Raw genomic sequence first — 19,715 nt, 5'->3', positions numbered from 1 at the left:
AGCTCGAAATGAAACAAGCCCCAATAGGGGCTCGTTTCATTAACTGGCGATATCAGCAGCAAAGCCACTGATATATGCCGATTTTACCAGCTGGCTTTTACCAGGCCTGGGACATCACCACGCATAGCGGCTTCACGCAGCTTGTTACGGCCAAGGCCGAACTTGCGGTAAACCCCATGTGGGCGACCAGTGATGCGGCAACGGTTGCGCAGACGAGACTTGCTCGCATCGCGTGGTTGCTTTTGCAGTGCTACCTGAGCTTCCCAGCGCGCTTCCGGAGAGGTATTCGGATTGGCGATGGTAGCTTTCAGCTCGGCACGCTTTTTAGCGAACTTTGCTACCGTGAGCTGACGCTTCAGCTCGCGGTTTTTCATGCTCATTTTGGCCATGTTCCAACTCCAAATCAGTTACGGAACGGGAATTTAAAGGCACGCAGCAGAGCGCGACCTTCGTCATCGTTACGCGCAGTAGTGGTAAGAGTAATATCCAGACCACGTAGTGCATCAATCTTGTCGTAATCGATTTCCGGGAAAATGATCTGCTCTTTCACGCCCATGCTGTAGTTGCCACGGCCATCGAAGGACTTGGCATTCAGCCCGCGGAAGTCACGCACCCGCGGAAGGGAGATCGCCAACAGACGGTCCAGGAACTCATACATACGATCACGGCGCAAAGTTACTTTTACGCCAATCGGCCAACCTTCACGAACCTTGAAGCCTGCAATTGACTTGCGGGCATAGGTCACTACAGCTTTCTGGCCGGTGATCTTCTCGATATCAGCTACGGCATGCTCGATAATTTTCTTATCGCCGATTGCTTCGCCAATACCCATGTTGAGTGTAATTTTTGTAACGCGCGGAACTTCCATCACATTGCCAAGCTTCAGCTCTTCTTTCAGCTTGGGTGCGAGTTCTTTCCGGTAAATCTCTTTTAGTCGTGCCATGGTCTTCTACCTAGCAGTGTTCAAGCATCAACCGCTTTTTGGGTCGACTTGAAGACACGAATTTTCTTGCCTTCTTCTACTTTGAAACCAACACGATCTGCCTTGTTGGTTTCGCCGTTGAAAATGGCGACGTTAGAGACGTTCAATGGCGCCTCTTTCTCGACGATACCGCCTTGTACACCTGACATGGGGTTAGGCTTGGTATGACGCTTGACGATGTTGATCCCGCCAACGACCAGACGGTCATCAGCGAGCACCTTCAGCACCTTACCGCGCTTACCTTTATCCTTGCCGGCGATGACGATGATCTCGTCGTCACGACGAATCTTTTGCATGACGCCTTCTCCTTACAGCACTTCGGGGGCGAGCGATACGATCTTCATGAACTTCTCAGAGCGAAGTTCACGCGTCACCGGCCCGAAAATGCGGGTGCCGATCGGCTCTTGCTTGTTGTTCAGCAGAACAGCAGCGTTACCGTCGAAACGGATAATGGAGCCGTCCGGGCGACGCACACCGTGACGGGTACGTACCACAACTGCGGTCATTACCTGACCTTTTTTTACCTTGCCGCGCGGAATTGCTTCCTTCACGGTAACCTTGATGATGTCACCAATGCCGGCATAGCGGCGATGGGAACCACCCAGGACTTTGATACACATGACACGGCGTGCACCGCTGTTATCGGCCACATCGAGCATGGATTGAGTCTGAATCATGGTGTCTCACCTCAAACTTCAACAGCGCGCTCGACGACTGCAACCAAGGCCCAAGCCTTGGTCTTAGCCAGCGGACGGGTCTCGCGAATGGTGACAAGATCACCAATGCGGCACTGGTTACTTTCGTCGTGTGCGTGCAACTTGGTCGAACGCTTCACGTACTTACCGTAGATCGGGTGCTTAACGCGACGCTCGATCTTAACGGTGATGGTTTTGTCCATTTTGTCGCTGACGACACGGCCTGTCAGCGTACGGACATCAATCTGAGCTTCACCCATAATTACTTACCTGCCTGCTGGTTGAGCACAGTCTTCACGCGAGAAATGTCGCGCTTAACTTGCAAGAGCAGGTGAGACTGCCCCAACTGGCCAGTTGCTTTCTGCATACGCAGATTGAACTGGTCGCGCAGCAGACCGAGCAATTGCTCGTTCAACTGCTGTGCTGTTTTTCCACGAAGTTCACTCGCTTTCATCACATCACCGTCCGCTTAACAAAGGAGGTGGCGAGAGGCAGCTTTGCAGCAGCCAGAGCAAATGCTTCACGCGCCAGCTCCTCGGAAACACCCTCGATCTCGTAAAGGACTTTGCCTGGCTGAATCTGGCATACCCAGTATTCAACACTACCTTTACCTTTACCCATACGTACTTCGAGAGGCTTCTTGGTAACTGGCTTGTCCGGGAAAACACGAATCCAGATTTTACCGCCACGTTTTACGTGACGAGTCAGGGCACGACGTGCCGACTCAATCTGGCGTGCGGTCAGTCGACCACGGGCAACTGCTTTCAAAGCAAACTCGCCGAAGCTGACTTTGCTACCGCGCTGAGCCAGGCCACGGTTGTGACCAGTCATCTGCTTGCGGAATTTTGTACGCTTTGGTTGCAACATTTGGCGTACTCCTTACCTGGCGGCTTTCTTGCGAGGCGCAGGCGCCAAAGGTTTCAGTTCTTCACGCAGGCCACCGATGACCTCGCCCTTGAAGATCCATACCTTTACGCCAATCACACCGTAAGTGGTGTGCGCTTCGTAAGTTGCATAGTCAATGTCAGCACGCAGAGTGTGCAAAGGTACACGACCTTCGCGATACCACTCGGTACGAGCAATTTCGGCACCACCAAGACGACCGCTTACCTGGATCTTGACGCCTTTAGCGCCAATACGCATCGCGTTCTGTACTGCGCGCTTCATAGCGCGACGGAACATTACACGGCGTTCCAGCTGCTGAGCCACGCTCTGGGCTACCAGCAGACCGTCGAGTTCCGGCTTGCGGATCTCTTCGATGTTGATGTGCACGGGCACACCCATTTTCTTGGTCAGGTCCTGACGCAGTTTTTCAACATCCTCACCTTTCTTCCCGATTACGATGCCGGGACGAGCAGTGTGAATGGTGATCTTTGCGGTTTGAGCCGGACGAGCAATGTCGATACGGCTAACGGACGCGTTTTTTAATTTGTCTTGGAGATATTCACGCACCATCAGATCTGCAAACAAATAGTCCGCATAAGTCCGACCGCTGGCGTACCAGACGGAGGTGTGATCCTTGACGATTCCCAGGCGTATGCCAGTGGGATGTACTTTCTGACCCATCTGTTCGACTCCGTTACTTGTCGGCAACCTTGACAGTAATATGGCAAGACCGCTTGACGATGCGATCAGCGCGGCCTTTGGCACGCGGCATGATGCGCTTCAGCGAACGCCCCTCGTTTACGAAGACTGTGGAAACCTTGAGGTCATCCACATCCGCGCCTTCGTTGTGCTCAGCGTTGGCCACAGCCGACTCCAGCACTTTCTTCATTATCTCCGCGGCTTTCTTACTGCTGAAAGCCAGAAGATTGAGCGCTTCACCCACCTTTTTCCCGCGAATCTGGTCTGCGACCAAGCGGGCTTTCTGGGCAGATATGCGAGCGCCCGACAACTTAGCGGCTACTTCCATTTCCTAACCCCTTAACGCTTGGCTTTCTTGTCAGCCACATGCCCACGATAAGTGCGGGTAGCAGCGAACTCGCCGAGTTTGTGGCCGACCATGTCTTCGTTCACCAGAACCGGGACATGTTGACGACCGTTATGCACGGCGATGGTCAGACCGACCATCTGCGGCAGAATCATCGAGCGACGCGACCAGGTTTTCACTGGCTTGCGATCATTCTTTTCAACCGCAACTTCGACCTTCTTCATTAGGTGAAGATCGATAAAAGGACCTTTTTTCAGAGAACGTGGCACTGTCGTATCCCTTTATTTATTGCGACGACGGACGATCATGTTGTCAGTACGCTTGTTACCACGAGTCTTCGCGCCCTTAGTCGGGAAGCCCCATGGAGACACCGGATGACGACCACCCGACGTACGACCTTCACCACCACCATGCGGGTGATCAACAGGGTTCATTGCCACACCGCGAACGGTAGGACGAACTCCGCGCCAACGCTTGGCACCTGCCTTACCCAACGAACGCAGGCTGTGCTCGGAATTCGAGACTTCACCCAGGGTCGCCCGGCATTCGGACAGAATTTTGCGCATTTCACCGGAACGCAAACGCAAGGTGACATAGACACCTTCACGCGCAACCAGCTGAGCCGAAGCACCTGCTGAGCGCGCAATTTGCGCACCTTTACCTGGCTTCATCTCTATTCCGTGAACAGTCGAACCGACCGGAATATTACGCAGAGCCATGCAGTTACCGGCTTTGATCGGCGCAGCAGAACCAGCAATCAACTGGTCGCCAGCACTTACGCCTTTTGGCGCGATGATGTAGCGACGCTCGCCGTCTGCATACATCAACAAAGCGATGTGTGCGGTACGGTTCGGATCATATTCGATGCGCTCGACAGTGGCCGGAATACCGTCCTTGTCGTTGCGACGAAAATCTACCAGACGATAATGCTGCTTGTGACCACCACCAATGTGACGCGTAGTAATACGCCCATTGTTGTTACGGCCGCCTGTTTTCGATTTTTTCTCGAGCAGCGGAGCGTAAGGTGCGCCCTTGTGCAGATCTTTATTGACAACCTTGACCACGAAACGGCGGCCAGCGGAAGTCGGTTTGCATTTAACGATTGCCATGATGCACCCCTTTACTCAGCGCTGCTGGCGAAATCGAGATCTTGACCCGGCTGGAGAGCGATATACGCCTTCTTCCAGTCGTTGCGCTTGCCCAGGCCGCGAGCGGTACGCTTGGTCTTGCCCTTAACATTCAAGGTGCAAATACCAGCGACTTTCACGCTGAACAGGCTTTCTACGGCCCTCTTGATTTCCAGCTTGGTTGCATCAGTAGCAACCTTGAAAACAAATTGGCTTTTACCGTCAGCCAGCACAGTAGCCTTCTCGGAAACGTGCGGACCTAGCAGTACTTTGAATACGCGTTCCTGGTTCATGCCAGCAGCTCCTCAAATTTCTTCACGGCAGACACGGTTACCAGCACCTTGTCATAAGCGATCAGGCTTACTGGATCCGAACCCTGCACGTCACGAACATCTACATGCGGCAGATTACGCGCAGCCAGATACAGGTTCTGGTCGATGGCATCGGAAACAATCAGCACATCAGCCAGACCCATACCATCAAGCTTGCCCAGCAATGCTTTGGTCTTCGGCGATTCCACCGAAAAGTCCTGCACAACAACCAGGCGATCAGTACGTGCAAGCTCGGCAAGAATCGAACGCATTGCTGCGCGATACATCTTCTTGTTCAGCTTTTGCTCGTGATCTTGTGGACGCGCCGCAAAGGTAGCACCACCCCCACGCCAGATCGGGCTGCGAATCGTGCCCGCACGAGCACGCCCAGTACCCTTCTGACGCCATGGCTTCTTACCACCACCACGCACATCGGAACGGGTCTTCTGCTGCTTGCTGCCCTGACGGCCGCCGGCCATATAGGCGACTACAGCTTGATGGACCAAAGTTTCATTGAACTCGCCACCAAAAGTACGCTCGCAGACTTCGATAGCCGGAGCGCCATTCACATTAAGTTGCATCTCAGCTTCCTCTCTTAACCGCGAGCCTTGGCTGCCGGACGCACAACCACATCGCTACCGGTAGCACCAGGCACAGCGCCCTTGACCAGCAACAGATTGCGTTCTGCATCGACGCGCACAACTTCCAGGGACTGAACCGTCACACGCCTGTCGCCCATGTGCCCGGACATTTTCTTGCCCTTGAAAACCCGACCTGGGGTCTGACACTGTCCAATCGAACCCGGAACGCGGTGAGAAAGGGAGTTGCCGTGGGTATTATCTTGGCCACGGAAGTTCCAGCGCTTGATGGTACCGGCAAAGCCTTTACCCTTGGACTGACCGGTGACATCCACCATCTGTCCAGCCTGGAACAATTCGACCTTGACCTCGTCGCCAGCCTGGTAGTCGCCATCTTCAAGACGGAACTCCATGACGTTGCGACCGGCGGCTACTTTTGCCTTGGCAAAGTGACCCGCCTGCGCCTTGGTCACACGGGAAGCACGACGCTCACCAACGGTAACCTGAATAGCGCGATAGCCATCAGTATCTTCTGATTTGAACTGTGTAACTCTATTCGGCTCGACCTCAATGACCGTAACCGGAATGGAGACACCTTCTTCGGTAAAAATGCGGGTCATACCGCACTTACGACCGACTAAACCAATAGTCATGTTGTAAACCTCATTAGTGTACGGGGCTTTCACCCGCTATGGCCGCCCATTTCAGAGCGTTACACGACTAAAACCGCAAGGTTTTAGCCGAGGCTGATCTGCACTTCCACACCAGCTGCAAGATCAAGCTTCATTAGCGCATCGACAGTTTTGTCAGTGGGCTGAACGATATCCAGTACACGCTTGTGCGTGCGAATTTCGTACTGGTCGCGCGCGTCTTTGTTGACGTGCGGAGAAACCAGAACGGTGAAACGCTCCTTGCGAGTAGGCAATGGAATCGGCCCACGCACCTGAGCACCAGTACGTTTCGCGGTTTCCACGATTTCCTGGGTAGACTGATCGATCAGGCGATGGTCAAAAGCCTTCAATCGAATTCTGATTTGTTGGTTTTGCATTTGAGCTCTGACTCCAAGTTGCCATTCCCATCAAGCACAGTACGCCCGATAAAAGGAGGCGTAATTGTACGGATGCACCTGGCGGGTGTCAATCAATGATCTACAAATAGAAAGGCCCCCGCAGGGGCCTTTCCAGTCGACAAGATTCGATTACTCGATGATCTTGGCTACCACGCCAGCACCAACGGTACGGCCACCCTCGCGAATCGCGAAACGCAGGCCGTCTTCCATGGCAATTGGCTTGATCAAGGTAACAACCATCTGCACGTTGTCGCCTGGCATTACCATCTCAACGCCTTCCGGCAGTTCGCAGCTACCGGTAACGTCGGTAGTACGGAAGTAGAACTGCGGGCGATAGCCCTTGAAGAATGGTGTGTGACGCCCGCCTTCTTCCTTCGACAGCACATACACTTCCGACTCGAACTTGGTATGCGGCTTGATGGTGCCCGGCTTGGCCAGAACCTGACCACGCTCGACGTCATCACGCTTGGTACCGCGCAGCAATACACCGCAGTTCTCGCCAGCACGACCTTCGTCGAGCAGCTTGCGGAACATCTCTACACCAGTACAGGTTGTTTTGGTGGTAGGACGCAGACCAACGATCTCGATTTCTTCCTGGATCTTGACGATCCCGCGCTCTACACGACCGGTTACCACGGTACCGCGGCCGGAGATGGAGAATACGTCTTCGATCGGCATCAGGAATGGTTTGTCGATGGCACGGACCGGCTCAGGGATATAGCTATCCAGAGTCTCGACCAGCTTCTTGACGGCAGTGGTGCCCATCTCGTTGTCATCCTGACCATTCAACGCCATCAGCGCGGAGCCGATGATGATCGGAGTGTCGTCGCCCGGGAAATCGTAAGTGCTGAGCAGGTCACGCACTTCCATTTCCACCAGCTCCAGGAGCTCGGCATCATCAACCATGTCAGCCTTGTTCAGGAACACGACGATGTAAGGAACGCCAACCTGACGGGACAACAGAATGTGCTCACGGGTTTGTGGCATCGGACCATCTGCGGCCGAGCAAACCAGGATAGCGCCATCCATCTGCGCAGCACCGGTGATCATGTTCTTCACATAGTCAGCGTGGCCTGGGCAGTCAACGTGCGCGTAGTGACGAACAGACGAGTCGTACTCTACGTGCGCAGTGTTGATGGTGATACCACGAGCTTTCTCTTCCGGTGCGCTATCGATCTTGTCGAAGTCTACCTTTGCGCTGCCGAATACTTCGGAGCAAACGCGAGTCAGCGCTGCAGTCAGAGTGGTTTTACCATGGTCAACGTGACCAATGGTGCCAACGTTGACGTGCGGTTTGTTACGTTCAAATTTTTCTTTAGCCACGACAATACACCTCTAGCCTAAAGGACTGAATCAGCCTTGTCTTTTAACGATAGCTTCGACGATATTCGACGGAGCCTCGGAGTATTTAGAAAATTCCATGGAGTAGCTCGCGCGACCCTGAGACATGGAACGGACGTCAGTCGCATAACCGAACATTTCGCCCAATGGAACCTCGGCACGGATAACCTTGCCCGACACCGAATCTTCCATGCCCTGAATCATCCCACGACGACGATTCAGGTCACCCATGACGTCACCCATGTAATCTTCAGGCGTTACAACTTCGACCTTCATGATCGGCTCAAGCACTACAGCACCACCCTTCTGGGACAGCTGCTTGGTCGCCATCGAGGCAGCCACTTTAAACGCCATCTCGTTCGAGTCAACGTCGTGATACGAACCATCAAACACAGTCGCCTTCAGGCCGATGAGCGGATAACCGGCAACAACACCGTTTTTCATCTGCTCTTCAATGCCCTTCTGAATAGCCGGGATGTATTCCTTCGGAATCACACCACCAACCACTTCGTTGACAAACTGCAGACCTTCCTGGCCTTCATCGGCAGGCGCGAAACGCACCCAGCAATGGCCAAACTGACCACGACCACCGGACTGGCGAACGAACTTGCCTTCGATTTCGCAACTCTTCGTGATCTTTTCACGATAAGAAACCTGCGGCTTGCCAATGTTTGCATCAACATTGAACTCACGACGCATACGATCTACCAGAATGTCCAGGTGCAGCTCACCCATCCCGGAAATGATCGTCTGACCAGTCTCTTCATCAGTCTTGACGCGGAAAGAAGGATCCTCTTGAGCCAGCTTGCCCAAGGCAATACCCATCTTTTCCTGGTCTTCCTTGGTCTTCGGCTCAACTGCAACCGAAATAACCGGCTCAGGGAAGTCCATACGCACAAGAATGATCGGCTTTTCGATCGAACACAAAGTGTCACCAGTGGTCACATCTTTCATGCCAATCAGTGCAGCAATGTCACCCGCACGGCATTCCTTGATTTCTTCCCGGCTATTGGCGTGCATCTGCACCATACGGCCGACGCGCTCTTTCTTACCCTTGACCGAGTTAAGAACGCTGTCACCTGAACTCAAAACGCCAGAGTAGACACGCGCAAACGTCAGAGTACCAACAAAGGGGTCAGTCGCGATCTTGAAGGCCAGCGAAGAAAACGGTTCTTCGTCGCTTGCATGGCGCTCCATAGCAACTGTTTCATCATCAACATCCGAGCCTTTGATAGCCGGAATATCTACCGGCGCCGGCAGGTAGTCGATAACCGCATCAAGCACCAAAGGAACACCCTTGTTCTTGAAAGACGAACCGCACACCGCCAGAACAATTTCACCGGCTATCGTGCGCTGACGAAGAGCTGATTTGATCTCGTCATTGGTCAGCTCTTCGCCTTCCAGGTACTTGTTCATAAGCTCTTCATTGGCTTCGGCGGCAGCCTCGACCATATTGCTGCGCCACTCATCTGCCAAATCTTGAAGCTCTGCAGGAATAGGCTCGCGGCGAGCAAGCGTACCTTTATCGGCATCGTCCCAGTAGACAGCTTCCATAGTCATCAGATCAATCTGGCCCTGGAAGTTTTCTTCAGCACCGATCGCCAACTGAATAGGCACCGGAGTGTGGCCCAGACGCTGCTTGATCTGCCCGACCACGCGCAGGAAATTAGCGCCGGCACGGTCCATCTTATTAACGTAAACAAGACGCGGTACGCCGTATTTGTTGGCTTGACGCCATACGGTTTCCGACTGCGGCTCAACACCCGAAGTACCACAGAACACTACAACCGCACCGTCAAGTACGCGCAGCGAGCGCTCTACTTCAATGGTGAAGTCAACGTGCCCGGGGGTATCGATAATATTGAAGCGATGCTTGGGGAACTGCTTGACAGAACCTTCCCAGAAAGCGGTAGTCGCAGCGGAAGTAATAGTAATGCCCCGCTCCTGCTCCTGCGCCATCCAGTCCATGGTCGCGGCGCCATCATGCACCTCGCCCATCTTGTGGTTCACACCGGTATAAAACAAAACGCGCTCCGTTGTAGTGGTTTTGCCGGCATCTACGTGCGCGACGATACCAATGTTGCGGTAGCGGTTAATAGGGGTTGTACGAGCCATAAAGCCCTCGAAATCAAAGTGCGCCGAAAGTTAGAAGCGATAGTGCGAGAAAGCCTTGTTGGCTTCTGCCATACGATGGACGTCTTCACGCTTTTTCACTGCAGCGCCTTTGCCTTCAGCAGCGTCCAGCAACTCACCGGCCAAACGCAGCGCCATGGACTTCTCACCGCGCTTGCGCGCGTAATCAACCAGCCAGCGCATGGCCAGTGCATTTCGACGAGATGGGCGAACTTCAACCGGAACCTGGTAAGTCGCACCGCCAACACGGCGGGACTTCACTTCGACCAGCGGAGCGATGGCGTCGAGAGCTTTCTCGAAGATCTCCAGGGGGTCACTGTTCTTGCGCGCCTTGACCGTATCCAAAGCACCATAAACGATGCGCTCTGCCACGGCCTTTTTGCCACTTTCCATCACGTGGTTCATGAATTTGGCGAGAATCTGGCTTCCGTATTTCGGATCGTCCAGAATTTCACGCTTTGCTGCTACACGACGTCTTGGCATTGATAAGCCCTCTAACGGTCTTCAGGTTAGTCCGGGAAAATACCCGACCTTACTCTTATCGACTCTAAATGAAATGAATGACTCTATTACTTGGGACGCTTGGTACCGTACTTCGAGCGAGCCTGATTACGGCCTTTAACGCCGGTAGTATCAAGCGAGCCACGGACCGTGTGATAACGCACACCTGGCAGGTCTTTAACACGACCGCCACGGATCAAAACCACACTGTGCTCTTGCAGGTTATGACCTTCACCGCCGATATAGGAAGTGACTTCAAAACCATTGGTCAAACGTACACGACACACTTTACGCAGTGCCGAGTTCGGTTTTTTCGGCGTTGTTGTGTATACACGAGTGCATACACCGCGACGCTGCGGGCAGTTCTGCAGCGCCGGCACGTCGCTTTTCTCGACGATGCGCTTGCGCGGCTGACGTACCAGCTGGTTGATAGTTGCCATCTACTAGCTCCACTGTTGTCTTTCGACATAAATAAAATGACAGAACGGGCCTGCCAATTTTAAGGGTGCATGATTCTAAAGAGACTCATGCAGCCAGTCAAGAAAGACCCGACCGGTAATCGGCCGGGTTCACTCTCATTCGTTACCCAGATTCAGCGCCTCGGTCAAAGCTGCTTCAACTTCGCTGGCACTTACGCGCTGTGGTTTATCCGCTTCACGACGACGCTTGCGTTCGCTGTGGTAAGCCAGACCAGTACCTGCCGGGATCAAACGCCCTACTACGACGTTCTCCTTCAGCCCGCGCAAGAAGTCACGCTTGCCGGTTACCGCCGCCTCAGTCAGCACTCGAGTAGTTTCCTGGAAGGAAGCTGCCGAGATAAAGGACTCGGTCGACAGCGACGCCTTGGTAATCCCCAGCAGGACGCGATCGTACTTAGCAGTGAATTTCTCGGAAGCAGCCAGACGCTCGTTCTCACCCAGTACATGGGTCAGTTCCATCTGGTCGCCCTTGATGAAACTGGAATCGCCCGACTCGGTCACTTCAACCTTACGCAGCATCTGCCGCAGAATGGTTTCAATGTGCTTGTCGTTGATCTTCACGCCCTGGAGACGGTAAACGTCCTGGATCTCGTTGACGATGTACTTGGCCAAGGCGCTAACACCCAGCAAACGCAAAATGTCATGCGGATCACTAGGCCCATCGGAAATAACCTCACCCTTGTTGACCTGTTCACCCTCGAACACGTTCAGGTGACGCCATTTCGGAATCAGCTCCTCGTAGTGATCGCTGCCATCAGTAGGGGTGATAACCAAACGACGCTTGCCCTTGGTTTCTTTACCGAAACTGATAGTGCCGCTGATCTCAGCAAGAATCGAAGCCTCCTTCGGACGACGCGCCTCAAACAAGTCAGCAACACGCGGCAGACCACCGGTAATGTCGCGGGTCTTCGAGGTTTCCTGCGGAATACGCGCGATAACATCACCAACGCCAATCTGCGCACCATCCGCCACACCAATCAGAGCGTTTGCAGGCAGGAAGTACTGTGCAGGCACATCTGTGCCCGGCAACAGCAGCTCTTTACCGTCGGCATCGACCATTTTGATCGCCGGACGAATATCCTTGCCCGAGGCCGGACGATCTTTCGGATCGAGAACCTCGATGTTGGTCAGACCAGTCAGTTCGTCTGTCTGGCGCTTGATAGTGATGCCTTCTTCCATGCCTACGAAGGTCACAATACCCTTCATTTCGGTCACGATCGGGTGGGTGTGAGGATCCCACTTGGCGACGATAGCGCCAGCATCAACCTTGTCGCCTTCCTTGACAGAGATCACCGCACCGTAAGGCAGCTTGTAGCGCTCACGCTCGCGGCCAAACTCATCCGCAATAGCCAGCTCTCCGGAACGGGATACAGCAACCAGACTGCCATCCAGGCGTTCAACGTGTTTCAGGTTATGCAGACGGACTGCACCACCATTCTTGACCTGAACGCTGTCAGCGGCAGAAGTACGGCTTGCCGCACCACCGATGTGGAAGGTCCGCATGGTCAACTGTGTACCAGGCTCACCAATCGACTGAGCTGCGATGACACCGACGGCCTCGCCGATGTTGATCTGATGGCCACGTGCCAGATCGCGCCCATAACATTTGGCACAGATTCCGTAACGGGTTTCACAGGTGATTGGCGAGCGGGCAATTACCTCATCGATACTGTTCAGTTCGATGAACTCGACCCACTGCTCATCAACCAGGGTACCAGCAGGAACAATAACCTCCTCAGTACCGGGCTTGAGAACATCTTTGGCAATAACCCGACCGAGTACGCGCTCACCCAAAGGCTCGACAACATCGCCGCCTTCAATATGCGGCGTCATCAGCAGACCACGCTCAGTGCCGCAGTCAATTGCGGTAACCACCAGGTCTTGCGCCACATCAACCAGACGACGGGTCAGATAACCCGAGTTGGCCGTCTTCAAGGCAGTATCCGCCAGACCTTTACGCGCACCGTGAGTAGAGATGAAGTACTGCAGTACGTTCAAGCCTTCACGGAAGTTGGCGGTGATCGGCGTCTCGATGATCGATCCGTCTGGCTTGGCCATCAGGCCACGCATACCGGCCAGCTGGCGAATCTGCGCCGCACTACCACGAGCGCCCGAGTCAGCCATCATGTACATCGAGTTAAACGATTCCTGATCTACAGTATTGCCTTCGCGATCAACGACCTTCTCTTTCGAAAGGTTGTTCATCATCGCCTTGGAGACTTCATCGTTGGCCTTCGACCAGAGGTCGATCACCTTGTTGTACTTCTCGCCCTGGGTTACCAGGCCAGAAGCGTACTGCGACTCGATCTCTTTCACTTCAGAGGTAGCTTCATCGATGATGCGAGCTTTCTCATCGGGGATGACGAAGTCGTTTACGCCAATCGAAACACCGGAAATGGTGGAATAAGCGAACCCGGTGTACATCAACTGATCAGCAAAGATAACGGTATCTTTCAGGCCGACCGTGCGATAGCACTGGTTAATCAGCTTGGAGATCGCCTTTTTCTTCATTGACTGGTTGACGACGTCAAACGACAAGCCCGACGGTACGATCTGGAACAGCAACGCACGCCCGACAGTAGTATCAACGATACGTGTGTTCTTGGTGATGCTGCCATCGCGGTCCTTGATCACCTCGTTGATGCGCACTCTTACCTTAGCGTGCAACGAGGCATCGCCGGCTCGGAACACCCGATCTACTTCCTGCAGATCAGCAAAAACCCGGCCCTCGCCCTTGGCATTGATAGCTTCACGGGTCATGTAATACAGACCCAATACAACGTCCTGCGAAGGAACGATGATCGGCTCGCCGTTAGCGGGAGAAAGAATGTTGTTGGTCGACATCATCAGCGCACGCGCTTCAAGCTGGGCTTCCAGCGTCAGCGGTACGTGTACGGCCATCTGGTCACCATCGAAGTCAGCGTTGAACGCCGCACAGACCAATGGGTGCAGCTGAATCGCCTTACCTTCGATAAGTACCGGCTCAAACGCCTGGATACCCAGACGGTGCAGTGTCGGCGCGCGGTTCAACATAACCGGATGTTCGCGAATAACTTCGGCCAGAACGTCCCAAACCTCGGGCAGCTCGCGCTCAACCATTTTCTTGGCCGCTTTGATCGTCGTTGCCATGCCGCGCAATTCGAGCTTGCCAAAAATGAACGGCTTGAACAGCTCGAGAGCCATCTTCTTCGGCAGACCGCACTGATGCAGACGCAGGGTCGGGCCAACGGTAATTACCGAACGACCCGAGTAGTCCACGCGCTTGCCGAGCAGGTTCTGGCGGAAGCGGCCCTGCTTGCCCTTGATCATGTCAGCCAGAGACTTCAGCGGACGCTTGTTCGAGCCGGTAATGGCGCGACCACGACGGCCGTTATCAAGCAGGGCGTCTACCGCTTCCTGCAGCATGCGCTTTTCATTGCGCACGATGATGTCCGGAGCAGACAGGTCGAGCAGGCGCTTGAGGCGGTTGTTACGGTTGATCACCCGACGGTACAGATCGTTCAGGTCGGAAGTCGCGAAACGACCGCCATCCAGCGGAACAAGCGGCCGAAGGTCTGGCGGTAGTACCGGCAGAACAGTTAACACCATCCACTGAGGATTATTGCCGGAGCCCTGGAAGGCTTCCATCAACTTCAGCCGCTTGGAAAGCTTCTTGATCTTGGTTTCCGAATTGGTTTGCGGAATTTCTTCGCGCAGGCGGCCAATTTCGTGCTCGAGATCAATCGCCGTCAACAACTCGCGAACAGCCTCGGCGCCCATGCGGGCATCGAAGTCATCGCCGAACTCTTCGAGCGCTTCAAAGTACTGCTCATCGTTGAGCAGCTGGCCTTTTTCCAGCGTGGTCATACCCGGATCGATAACTACATAGCTCTCGAAATAGAGAACCCTTTCGATATCGCGCAGGGTCATGTCCAGCAGCAAGCCGATACGGCTCGGCAGCGACTTGAGGAACCAGATATGCGCAACTGGCGATGCCAGTTCGATGTGGCCCATGCGTTCACGACGCACCTTGGCCAGGGCAACTTCAACGCCACACTTCTCGCAGATAACTCCACGATGCTTGAGGCGCTTGTACTTGCCGCACAGGCACTCGTAATCCTTTACCGGGCCAAAGATCTTGGCGCAGAACAAGCCATCACGCTCGGGCTTGAAGGTACGATAATTGATGGTTTCCGGCTTTTTAACTTCACCAAAAGACCATGAACGAATCATTTCTGGCGATGCCAAGCCAATACGAATGGCATCGAACTCTTCGATTTGATTCTGGTTTTTCAACAGATTCAGCAAGTCTTTCAAGGCCTTTCCTCCTCACGGACCCGCTGCGGCCGGCATGTGCCGGACGCAACGCAGGCGACGCGTGTTATTCGGTTTCCAGTTCGATGTCGATGCCGAGCGAACGAATTTCTTTGATCAGCACGTTGAAGGACTCCGGCATGCCGGGCTCCATGCGGTGATCGCCATCCACGATGTTTTTGTACATCTTGGTACGGCCGTTCACATCGTCCGACTTCACGGTCAGCATTTCCTGCAGGGTGTATGCAGCGCCATAAGCCTCGAGAGCCCAGACCTCCATCTCCCCGAAACGCTGGCCACCGAACTGCGCCTTACCACCCAACGGCTGTTGGGTAACCAGACTGTAAGAGCCGGTGGAACGCGCGTGCATCTTGTCGTCGACCAAGTGGTTCAACTTGAGCATGTACATGTAACCAACAGTCGTTGGGCGCTCGAAGGTATTACCGGTACGACCATCGAACAGCTGCATCTGACCGCTCTCCGGCAGATCTGCCAGTTTGAGCATGGCCTTGATTTCGCTTTCCTTGGCACCATCGAACACCGGTGTTGCCATCGGCACGCCGCCACGCAGGTTTTTGGCCAGGTCCAGAATTTCCTGATCGCTCAGTTCATCCAGATTTTCCTGACGCCCGCCGATCTCGTTATAGATCTGCTGCATGAACTTGCGCAGCTCAGCGACCTTGCGTTGCTCTTCGAGCATCCGATTGATCTTCTCACCCAGACCTTTAGCCGCCAGGCCAAGGTGGGTTTCAAGGATCTGGCCAACGTTCATCCGCGAAGGAACACCCAGCGGGTTGAGGACGATGTCGACCGGCGTGCCATGCACGTCGTGCGGCATGTCTTCCACCGGCATGATCACCGAGACCACACCCTTGTTACCGTGACGTCCGGCCATCTTGTCGCCCGGCTGGATGCGGCGTTTGATGGCCAGGTATACCTTGACGATTTTCAGCACGCCCGGCGCCAGATCGTCGCCCTGCTGTAGCTTGCGCTTCTTGTCTTCAAACTTGTCGTCAAGCAGCTTGCGACGGTCGCTGATATAGGCCTGCGCCTTTTCCAGCTGCTCGTTGAGAGCATCTTCCGCCATACGCAGCTTGAACCACTGACCGCGCTCGAGACCATCAAGGTACTCGTCGCTGACCACTGCACCTTTCTTCAGGCCAGCACCGCCTTCAGCTTTGGCGCCAACCAGGGCGGCACGCAAACGCTCAAAGGTAGCGCCTTCGACGATACGGAACTCTTCGTTCAGATCCTTACGAATCTCGTCGAGCTGCATCTTTTCGATAGCCAGTGCGCGGGAATCGCGCTCCACGCCATCCCGGGTGAAAACCTGCACGTCAATCACCGTACCTTTGGTGCCGGTTGGCACGCGCAGGGAGGTGTCTTTAACGTCCGAGGCCTTCTCGCCGAAGATAGCGCGCAACAGCTTCTCTTCAGGGGTCAGCTGGGTTTCACCTTTCGGCGTGACCTTGCCAACCAGAATGTCGCCTGCCAGCACTTCTGCGCCAACGTAAACGATACCGGCCTCATCCAGTTTGTTAAGCGCAGCTTCACCGACGTTAGGGATGTCCGAGGTAATTTCCTCAGGCCCGAGTTTGGTGTCACGCGCCACACAGGTCAGTTCCTGAATGTGGATAGTAGTGAAGCGGTCCTCTTGAACAACGCGCTCGGACAAGCAGATGGAGTCTTCAAAGTTGAAGCCATTCCAGGGCATGAACGCAACACGCATGTTCTGCCCCAGCGCCAATTCACCCATATCGGTGGAAGGGCCGTCAGCCAAAATGTCGCTGCGTGAAACCACATCACCCTTGCTTACCAGTGGACGCTGGTTAATGCAGGTGTTCTGGTTCGAGCGGGTGTATTTGGTCAGGTTGTAAATGTCGACACCAGCTTCACCGGTCTCGACTTCATCGTCATGCACACGCACTACGATACGGCTGGCATCAACCGAGTCAATTACACCGCCACGGCGAGCCACCACGCAAACACCGGAGTCGCGAGCCACGTTACGCTCCATTCCGGTACCAACCAGCGGCTTGTCGGCACGCAGAGTCGGAACGGCCTGACGCTGCATGTTCGAACCCATCAGGGCGCGGTTGGCATCGTCATGCTCAAGGAACGGAATCAGCGAGGCCGCCACAGAAACCACCTGCTTCGGTGAAACGTCCATCAGGGTGACGTCTTCCGGAGCCTTTACGGTAAATTCATTCTGGTGACGCACAGCTACCAGCTCATCGATCAGCTGGCCTTTCTTGTTCATAGTCGCCGAGGCCTGCGCGATCACATGATCGGCCTCCTCAATGGCCGACAGGAACACAATCTCATCCGTCACGTTACCCGCATTTACCACGCGGTACGGGCTCTCAAGAAAACCGTACTGGTTGGTTCGCGCATAGGCTGCCAGAGAGTTGATCAGACCGATGTTCGGACCTTCCGGGGTCTCAATCGGGCACACGCGACCGTAATGGGTCGGATGCACGTCACGTACTTCGAAGCCGGCACGTTCACGGGTCAGACCACCCGGGCCAAGCGCCGAAACACGACGCTTGTGAGTGATCTCGGAAAGCGGGTTGTTCTGGTCCATGAACTGGGAGAGCTGGCTAGAACCGAAGAACTCTTTGACTGCAGCCGCAACCGGCTTGGCGTTGATCAGATCCTGAGGCATCAGACCTTCGCTTTCAGCCATCGACAGGCGCTCTTTAACAGCACGCTCGACGCGAACCAGACCTACACGGAACTGATTCTCGGCCATCTCGCCGACACAACGAACACGACGGTTACCCAGGTGATCAATGTCATCGACAATGCCTTTGCCATTACGAATATCAACCAGCGTCATCAAGACAGCAACGATGTCTTCTTTGCTCAGCACGCCGGAGCCTTCGATCTCGGCACGACCGATACGACGGTTGAACTTCATGCGACCAACAGCTGAAAGGTCGTAGCGCTCAGAGCTGAAAAACAGGTTGTTGAACAGGGTCTCGGCAGCATCCTTGGTAGGTGGCTCGCCAGGACGCATCATCCGGTATATTTCGACCAGAGCTTCCAGCTGATTACTAGTAGAGTCGATTTTCAGTGTGTCAGAAACAAACGGACCACAATCGATATCGTTGGTGTACAGCGTCTCTATACGGACAACCTGAGCCTTGGCAATCTTGGCCAACAGGTCTTCAGTCAGTTCGGTATTGCACTCGGCAATAATCTCACCAGTAGCCGGATGCACGATTGCCTTGGCCGTAGTGCGACCGAGCACGTAGTCCGTCGGTACTTCCAGCTCTTTTACGCCAGACTTTTCGATCTGGTTGATGTGACGCGCGGTAATCCGGCGGCCCTGCTCGACAATAACCTTGCCTTTCTCGTCCTTGATATCGAACGCAGCAATTTCACCACGCAAGCGATGAGCAACCAACTCAAGACTGAGCATGTTCTCGGCTTTAACGTGGAATACGTTATTGGTGTAGAAAGACTCCAGAATCTGCTCTGTAGTGAATCCTAGCGCCCGCAGCAATACCGATGCCGGCAGCTTGCGGCGGCGATCAATTCGAACGAACACACAATCTTTCGGATCGAATTCAAAATCGAGCCATGAACCACGGTAAGGAATAATCCGGGCCGAATAAAGCAGCTTGCCCGAACTGTGCGTCTTGCCACGATCATGGTCAAAAAACACGCCAGGAGAGCGGTGTAGTTGAGAAACAATTACACGCTCGGTACCGTTGATGATAAAGGTACCGTTTTCAGTCATCAGAGGGATTTCCCCCATATAGACTTCTTGTTCCTTGATGTCCTTGATTGCCTTATTCGACGACTCTTTGTCGAAAATAATCAACCGGACTTTAACCCTTAGCGGAACCGCATAAGTAACACCACGAAGGGTGCACTCTTTAACATCAAAAGCCGGTTCACCGAGGCGATAACCTACATACTCCAGCGCGGCATTGCCGGAGTAGCTGATAATCGGGAATACGGATTTGAAGGCCGCGTGCAGACCGATGTCACGAATCTGATCTTTACTGATCCCGGCCTGCAGGAATTCGCGATACGAATCCAGCTGGATAGCCAGGAGGTAAGGTACATCCATGACGTCCGGCAACTTGCTAAAGTCTTTGCGGATACGTTTTTTCTCAGTATATGAGTAAGCCATCAGCGTTCCCCAGCTTGGTCACCTGCTTGTTTGGCCACTTCCGACGGAAGCGGCCAGAAAATCGTGCAAACTGTTCAGTTTGCGCCAACCTGTAATTTGGTTGGATCTTCCCGCCCAGAATACCCATCTAGA

General features: G+C 54.2%; 21 protein-coding genes. All 21 read right to left on the bottom strand.

All coding sequences use genetic code 11. The annotated features are described in order from the left end of the window. Positions 1-83 precede the first annotated feature (83 nt). Positions 84-389 carry a 30S ribosomal protein S14 gene (gene rpsN, locus BLT89_RS01005; RefSeq protein ID WP_090192663.1) on the bottom strand — a complete coding sequence of 102 codons (306 nt, stop codon included), beginning with the start codon at positions 387-389 and terminating at the stop codon, positions 84-86. 14 nt (positions 390-403) lie between these two features. After that, positions 404-943, bottom strand: a complete 540-nt coding sequence (gene rplE / locus BLT89_RS01000) for a 50S ribosomal protein L5 (protein ID WP_090192662.1) — start codon at positions 941-943, stop codon at positions 404-406. A gap of 20 nt (positions 944-963) precedes the next feature. Then, positions 964-1,278, bottom strand: a complete 315-nt coding sequence (gene rplX / locus BLT89_RS00995) for a 50S ribosomal protein L24 (protein ID WP_090192661.1) — start codon at positions 1,276-1,278, stop codon at positions 964-966. A gap of 12 nt (positions 1,279-1,290) precedes the next feature. After that, positions 1,291-1,659 carry a 50S ribosomal protein L14 gene (rplN, locus tag BLT89_RS00990; RefSeq protein WP_003289207.1) on the bottom strand — a complete coding sequence of 123 codons (369 nt, stop codon included), beginning with the start codon at positions 1,657-1,659 and terminating at the stop codon, positions 1,291-1,293. A gap of 11 nt (positions 1,660-1,670) precedes the next feature. Next, complete coding sequence (gene rpsQ, locus BLT89_RS00985) at positions 1,671-1,937, bottom strand: 30S ribosomal protein S17 (protein WP_090192660.1); 267 nt, start codon at positions 1,935-1,937, stop codon at positions 1,671-1,673. Positions 1,938-1,939: 2 nt separating this feature from the next. Then, positions 1,940-2,131 carry a 50S ribosomal protein L29 gene (gene rpmC / locus BLT89_RS00980; protein ID WP_090192659.1) on the bottom strand — a complete coding sequence of 64 codons (192 nt, stop codon included), beginning with the start codon at positions 2,129-2,131 and terminating at the stop codon, positions 1,940-1,942. Beyond that, the gene (rplP, locus tag BLT89_RS00975) at positions 2,131-2,544 is read right to left on the bottom strand and encodes a 50S ribosomal protein L16 (protein ID WP_090192658.1); all 414 of its coding nucleotides are present in this window, start codon (positions 2,542-2,544) and stop codon (positions 2,131-2,133) included. Before rplP ends, rpmC begins: the two co-directional genes overlap by 1 nt. 12 nt (positions 2,545-2,556) lie before the next feature. Next, positions 2,557-3,243 (bottom strand): 30S ribosomal protein S3, encoded by a 687-nt coding sequence (gene rpsC, locus BLT89_RS00970; RefSeq protein WP_090192657.1) that lies wholly within the window; start codon positions 3,241-3,243, stop codon positions 2,557-2,559. Between the two features lie 13 nt (positions 3,244-3,256). Further along, positions 3,257-3,589 carry a 50S ribosomal protein L22 gene (rplV, locus tag BLT89_RS00965; protein ID WP_003103908.1) on the bottom strand — a complete coding sequence of 111 codons (333 nt, stop codon included), beginning with the start codon at positions 3,587-3,589 and terminating at the stop codon, positions 3,257-3,259. Positions 3,590-3,600: 11 nt separating this feature from the next. Then, positions 3,601-3,876, bottom strand: a complete 276-nt coding sequence (rpsS, locus tag BLT89_RS00960; RefSeq protein ID WP_090192656.1) for a 30S ribosomal protein S19 — start codon at positions 3,874-3,876, stop codon at positions 3,601-3,603. Positions 3,877-3,888: 12 nt separating this feature from the next. Further along, complete coding sequence (gene rplB, locus BLT89_RS00955; protein ID WP_090192655.1) at positions 3,889-4,716, bottom strand: 50S ribosomal protein L2; 828 nt, start codon at positions 4,714-4,716, stop codon at positions 3,889-3,891. A gap of 11 nt (positions 4,717-4,727) precedes the next feature. Beyond that, complete coding sequence (rplW, locus tag BLT89_RS00950) at positions 4,728-5,027, bottom strand: 50S ribosomal protein L23 (RefSeq protein WP_090192654.1); 300 nt, start codon at positions 5,025-5,027, stop codon at positions 4,728-4,730. Next, positions 5,024-5,626 (bottom strand): 50S ribosomal protein L4, encoded by a 603-nt coding sequence (gene rplD / locus BLT89_RS00945; protein WP_090192653.1) that lies wholly within the window; start codon positions 5,624-5,626, stop codon positions 5,024-5,026. The genes rplW and rplD overlap by 4 nt, the downstream gene beginning before the upstream one ends. A 14-nt stretch (positions 5,627-5,640) precedes the next feature. Further along, a complete protein-coding gene (gene rplC, locus BLT89_RS00940) occupies positions 5,641-6,276 on the bottom strand; it encodes a 50S ribosomal protein L3 (protein ID WP_090192652.1) in 636 nt (211 codons plus the stop codon). Positions 6,277-6,359: 83 nt separating this feature from the next. Then, positions 6,360-6,671, bottom strand: a complete 312-nt coding sequence (rpsJ, locus tag BLT89_RS00935) for a 30S ribosomal protein S10 (RefSeq protein ID WP_003186070.1) — start codon at positions 6,669-6,671, stop codon at positions 6,360-6,362. Between the two features lie 150 nt (positions 6,672-6,821). Further along, a complete protein-coding gene (gene tuf / locus BLT89_RS00930) occupies positions 6,822-8,015 on the bottom strand; it encodes an elongation factor Tu (RefSeq protein ID WP_090192642.1) in 1,194 nt (397 codons plus the stop codon). Between the two features lie 30 nt (positions 8,016-8,045). Further along, the gene (fusA, locus tag BLT89_RS00925) at positions 8,046-10,148 is read right to left on the bottom strand and encodes an elongation factor G (protein WP_090192651.1); all 2,103 of its coding nucleotides are present in this window, start codon (positions 10,146-10,148) and stop codon (positions 8,046-8,048) included. A 30-nt stretch (positions 10,149-10,178) separates the two neighbouring features. Then, a complete protein-coding gene (gene rpsG, locus BLT89_RS00920; protein ID WP_003246741.1) occupies positions 10,179-10,649 on the bottom strand; it encodes a 30S ribosomal protein S7 in 471 nt (156 codons plus the stop codon). Positions 10,650-10,735: 86 nt separating this feature from the next. Next, positions 10,736-11,107, bottom strand: coding sequence for a 30S ribosomal protein S12 (gene rpsL, locus BLT89_RS00915; RefSeq protein WP_090192650.1), 372 nt, complete (start codon positions 11,105-11,107; stop codon positions 10,736-10,738). 135 nt (positions 11,108-11,242) lie between these two features. Further along, positions 11,243-15,442: a DNA-directed RNA polymerase subunit beta' gene (gene rpoC / locus BLT89_RS00910; RefSeq protein WP_090192649.1), complete on the bottom strand. Its 4,200-nt coding sequence runs from the start codon at positions 15,440-15,442 to the stop codon at positions 11,243-11,245. A gap of 64 nt (positions 15,443-15,506) precedes the next feature. Beyond that, on the bottom strand, positions 15,507-19,583 hold the full coding sequence (rpoB, locus tag BLT89_RS00905; RefSeq protein ID WP_090192648.1) for a DNA-directed RNA polymerase subunit beta: 4,077 nt from the start codon (positions 19,581-19,583) through the stop codon (positions 15,507-15,509). Positions 19,584-19,715: the final 132 nt, after the last annotated feature.

This window comes from Pseudomonas pohangensis (assembly GCF_900105995.1).
GTDB lineage: Bacteria > Pseudomonadota > Gammaproteobacteria > Pseudomonadales > Pseudomonadaceae > Aquipseudomonas > Aquipseudomonas pohangensis.
The sequence above is the reverse complement of the archived record's forward strand: the minus strand, read 5'-3'. Positions and strand labels throughout refer to the sequence as shown.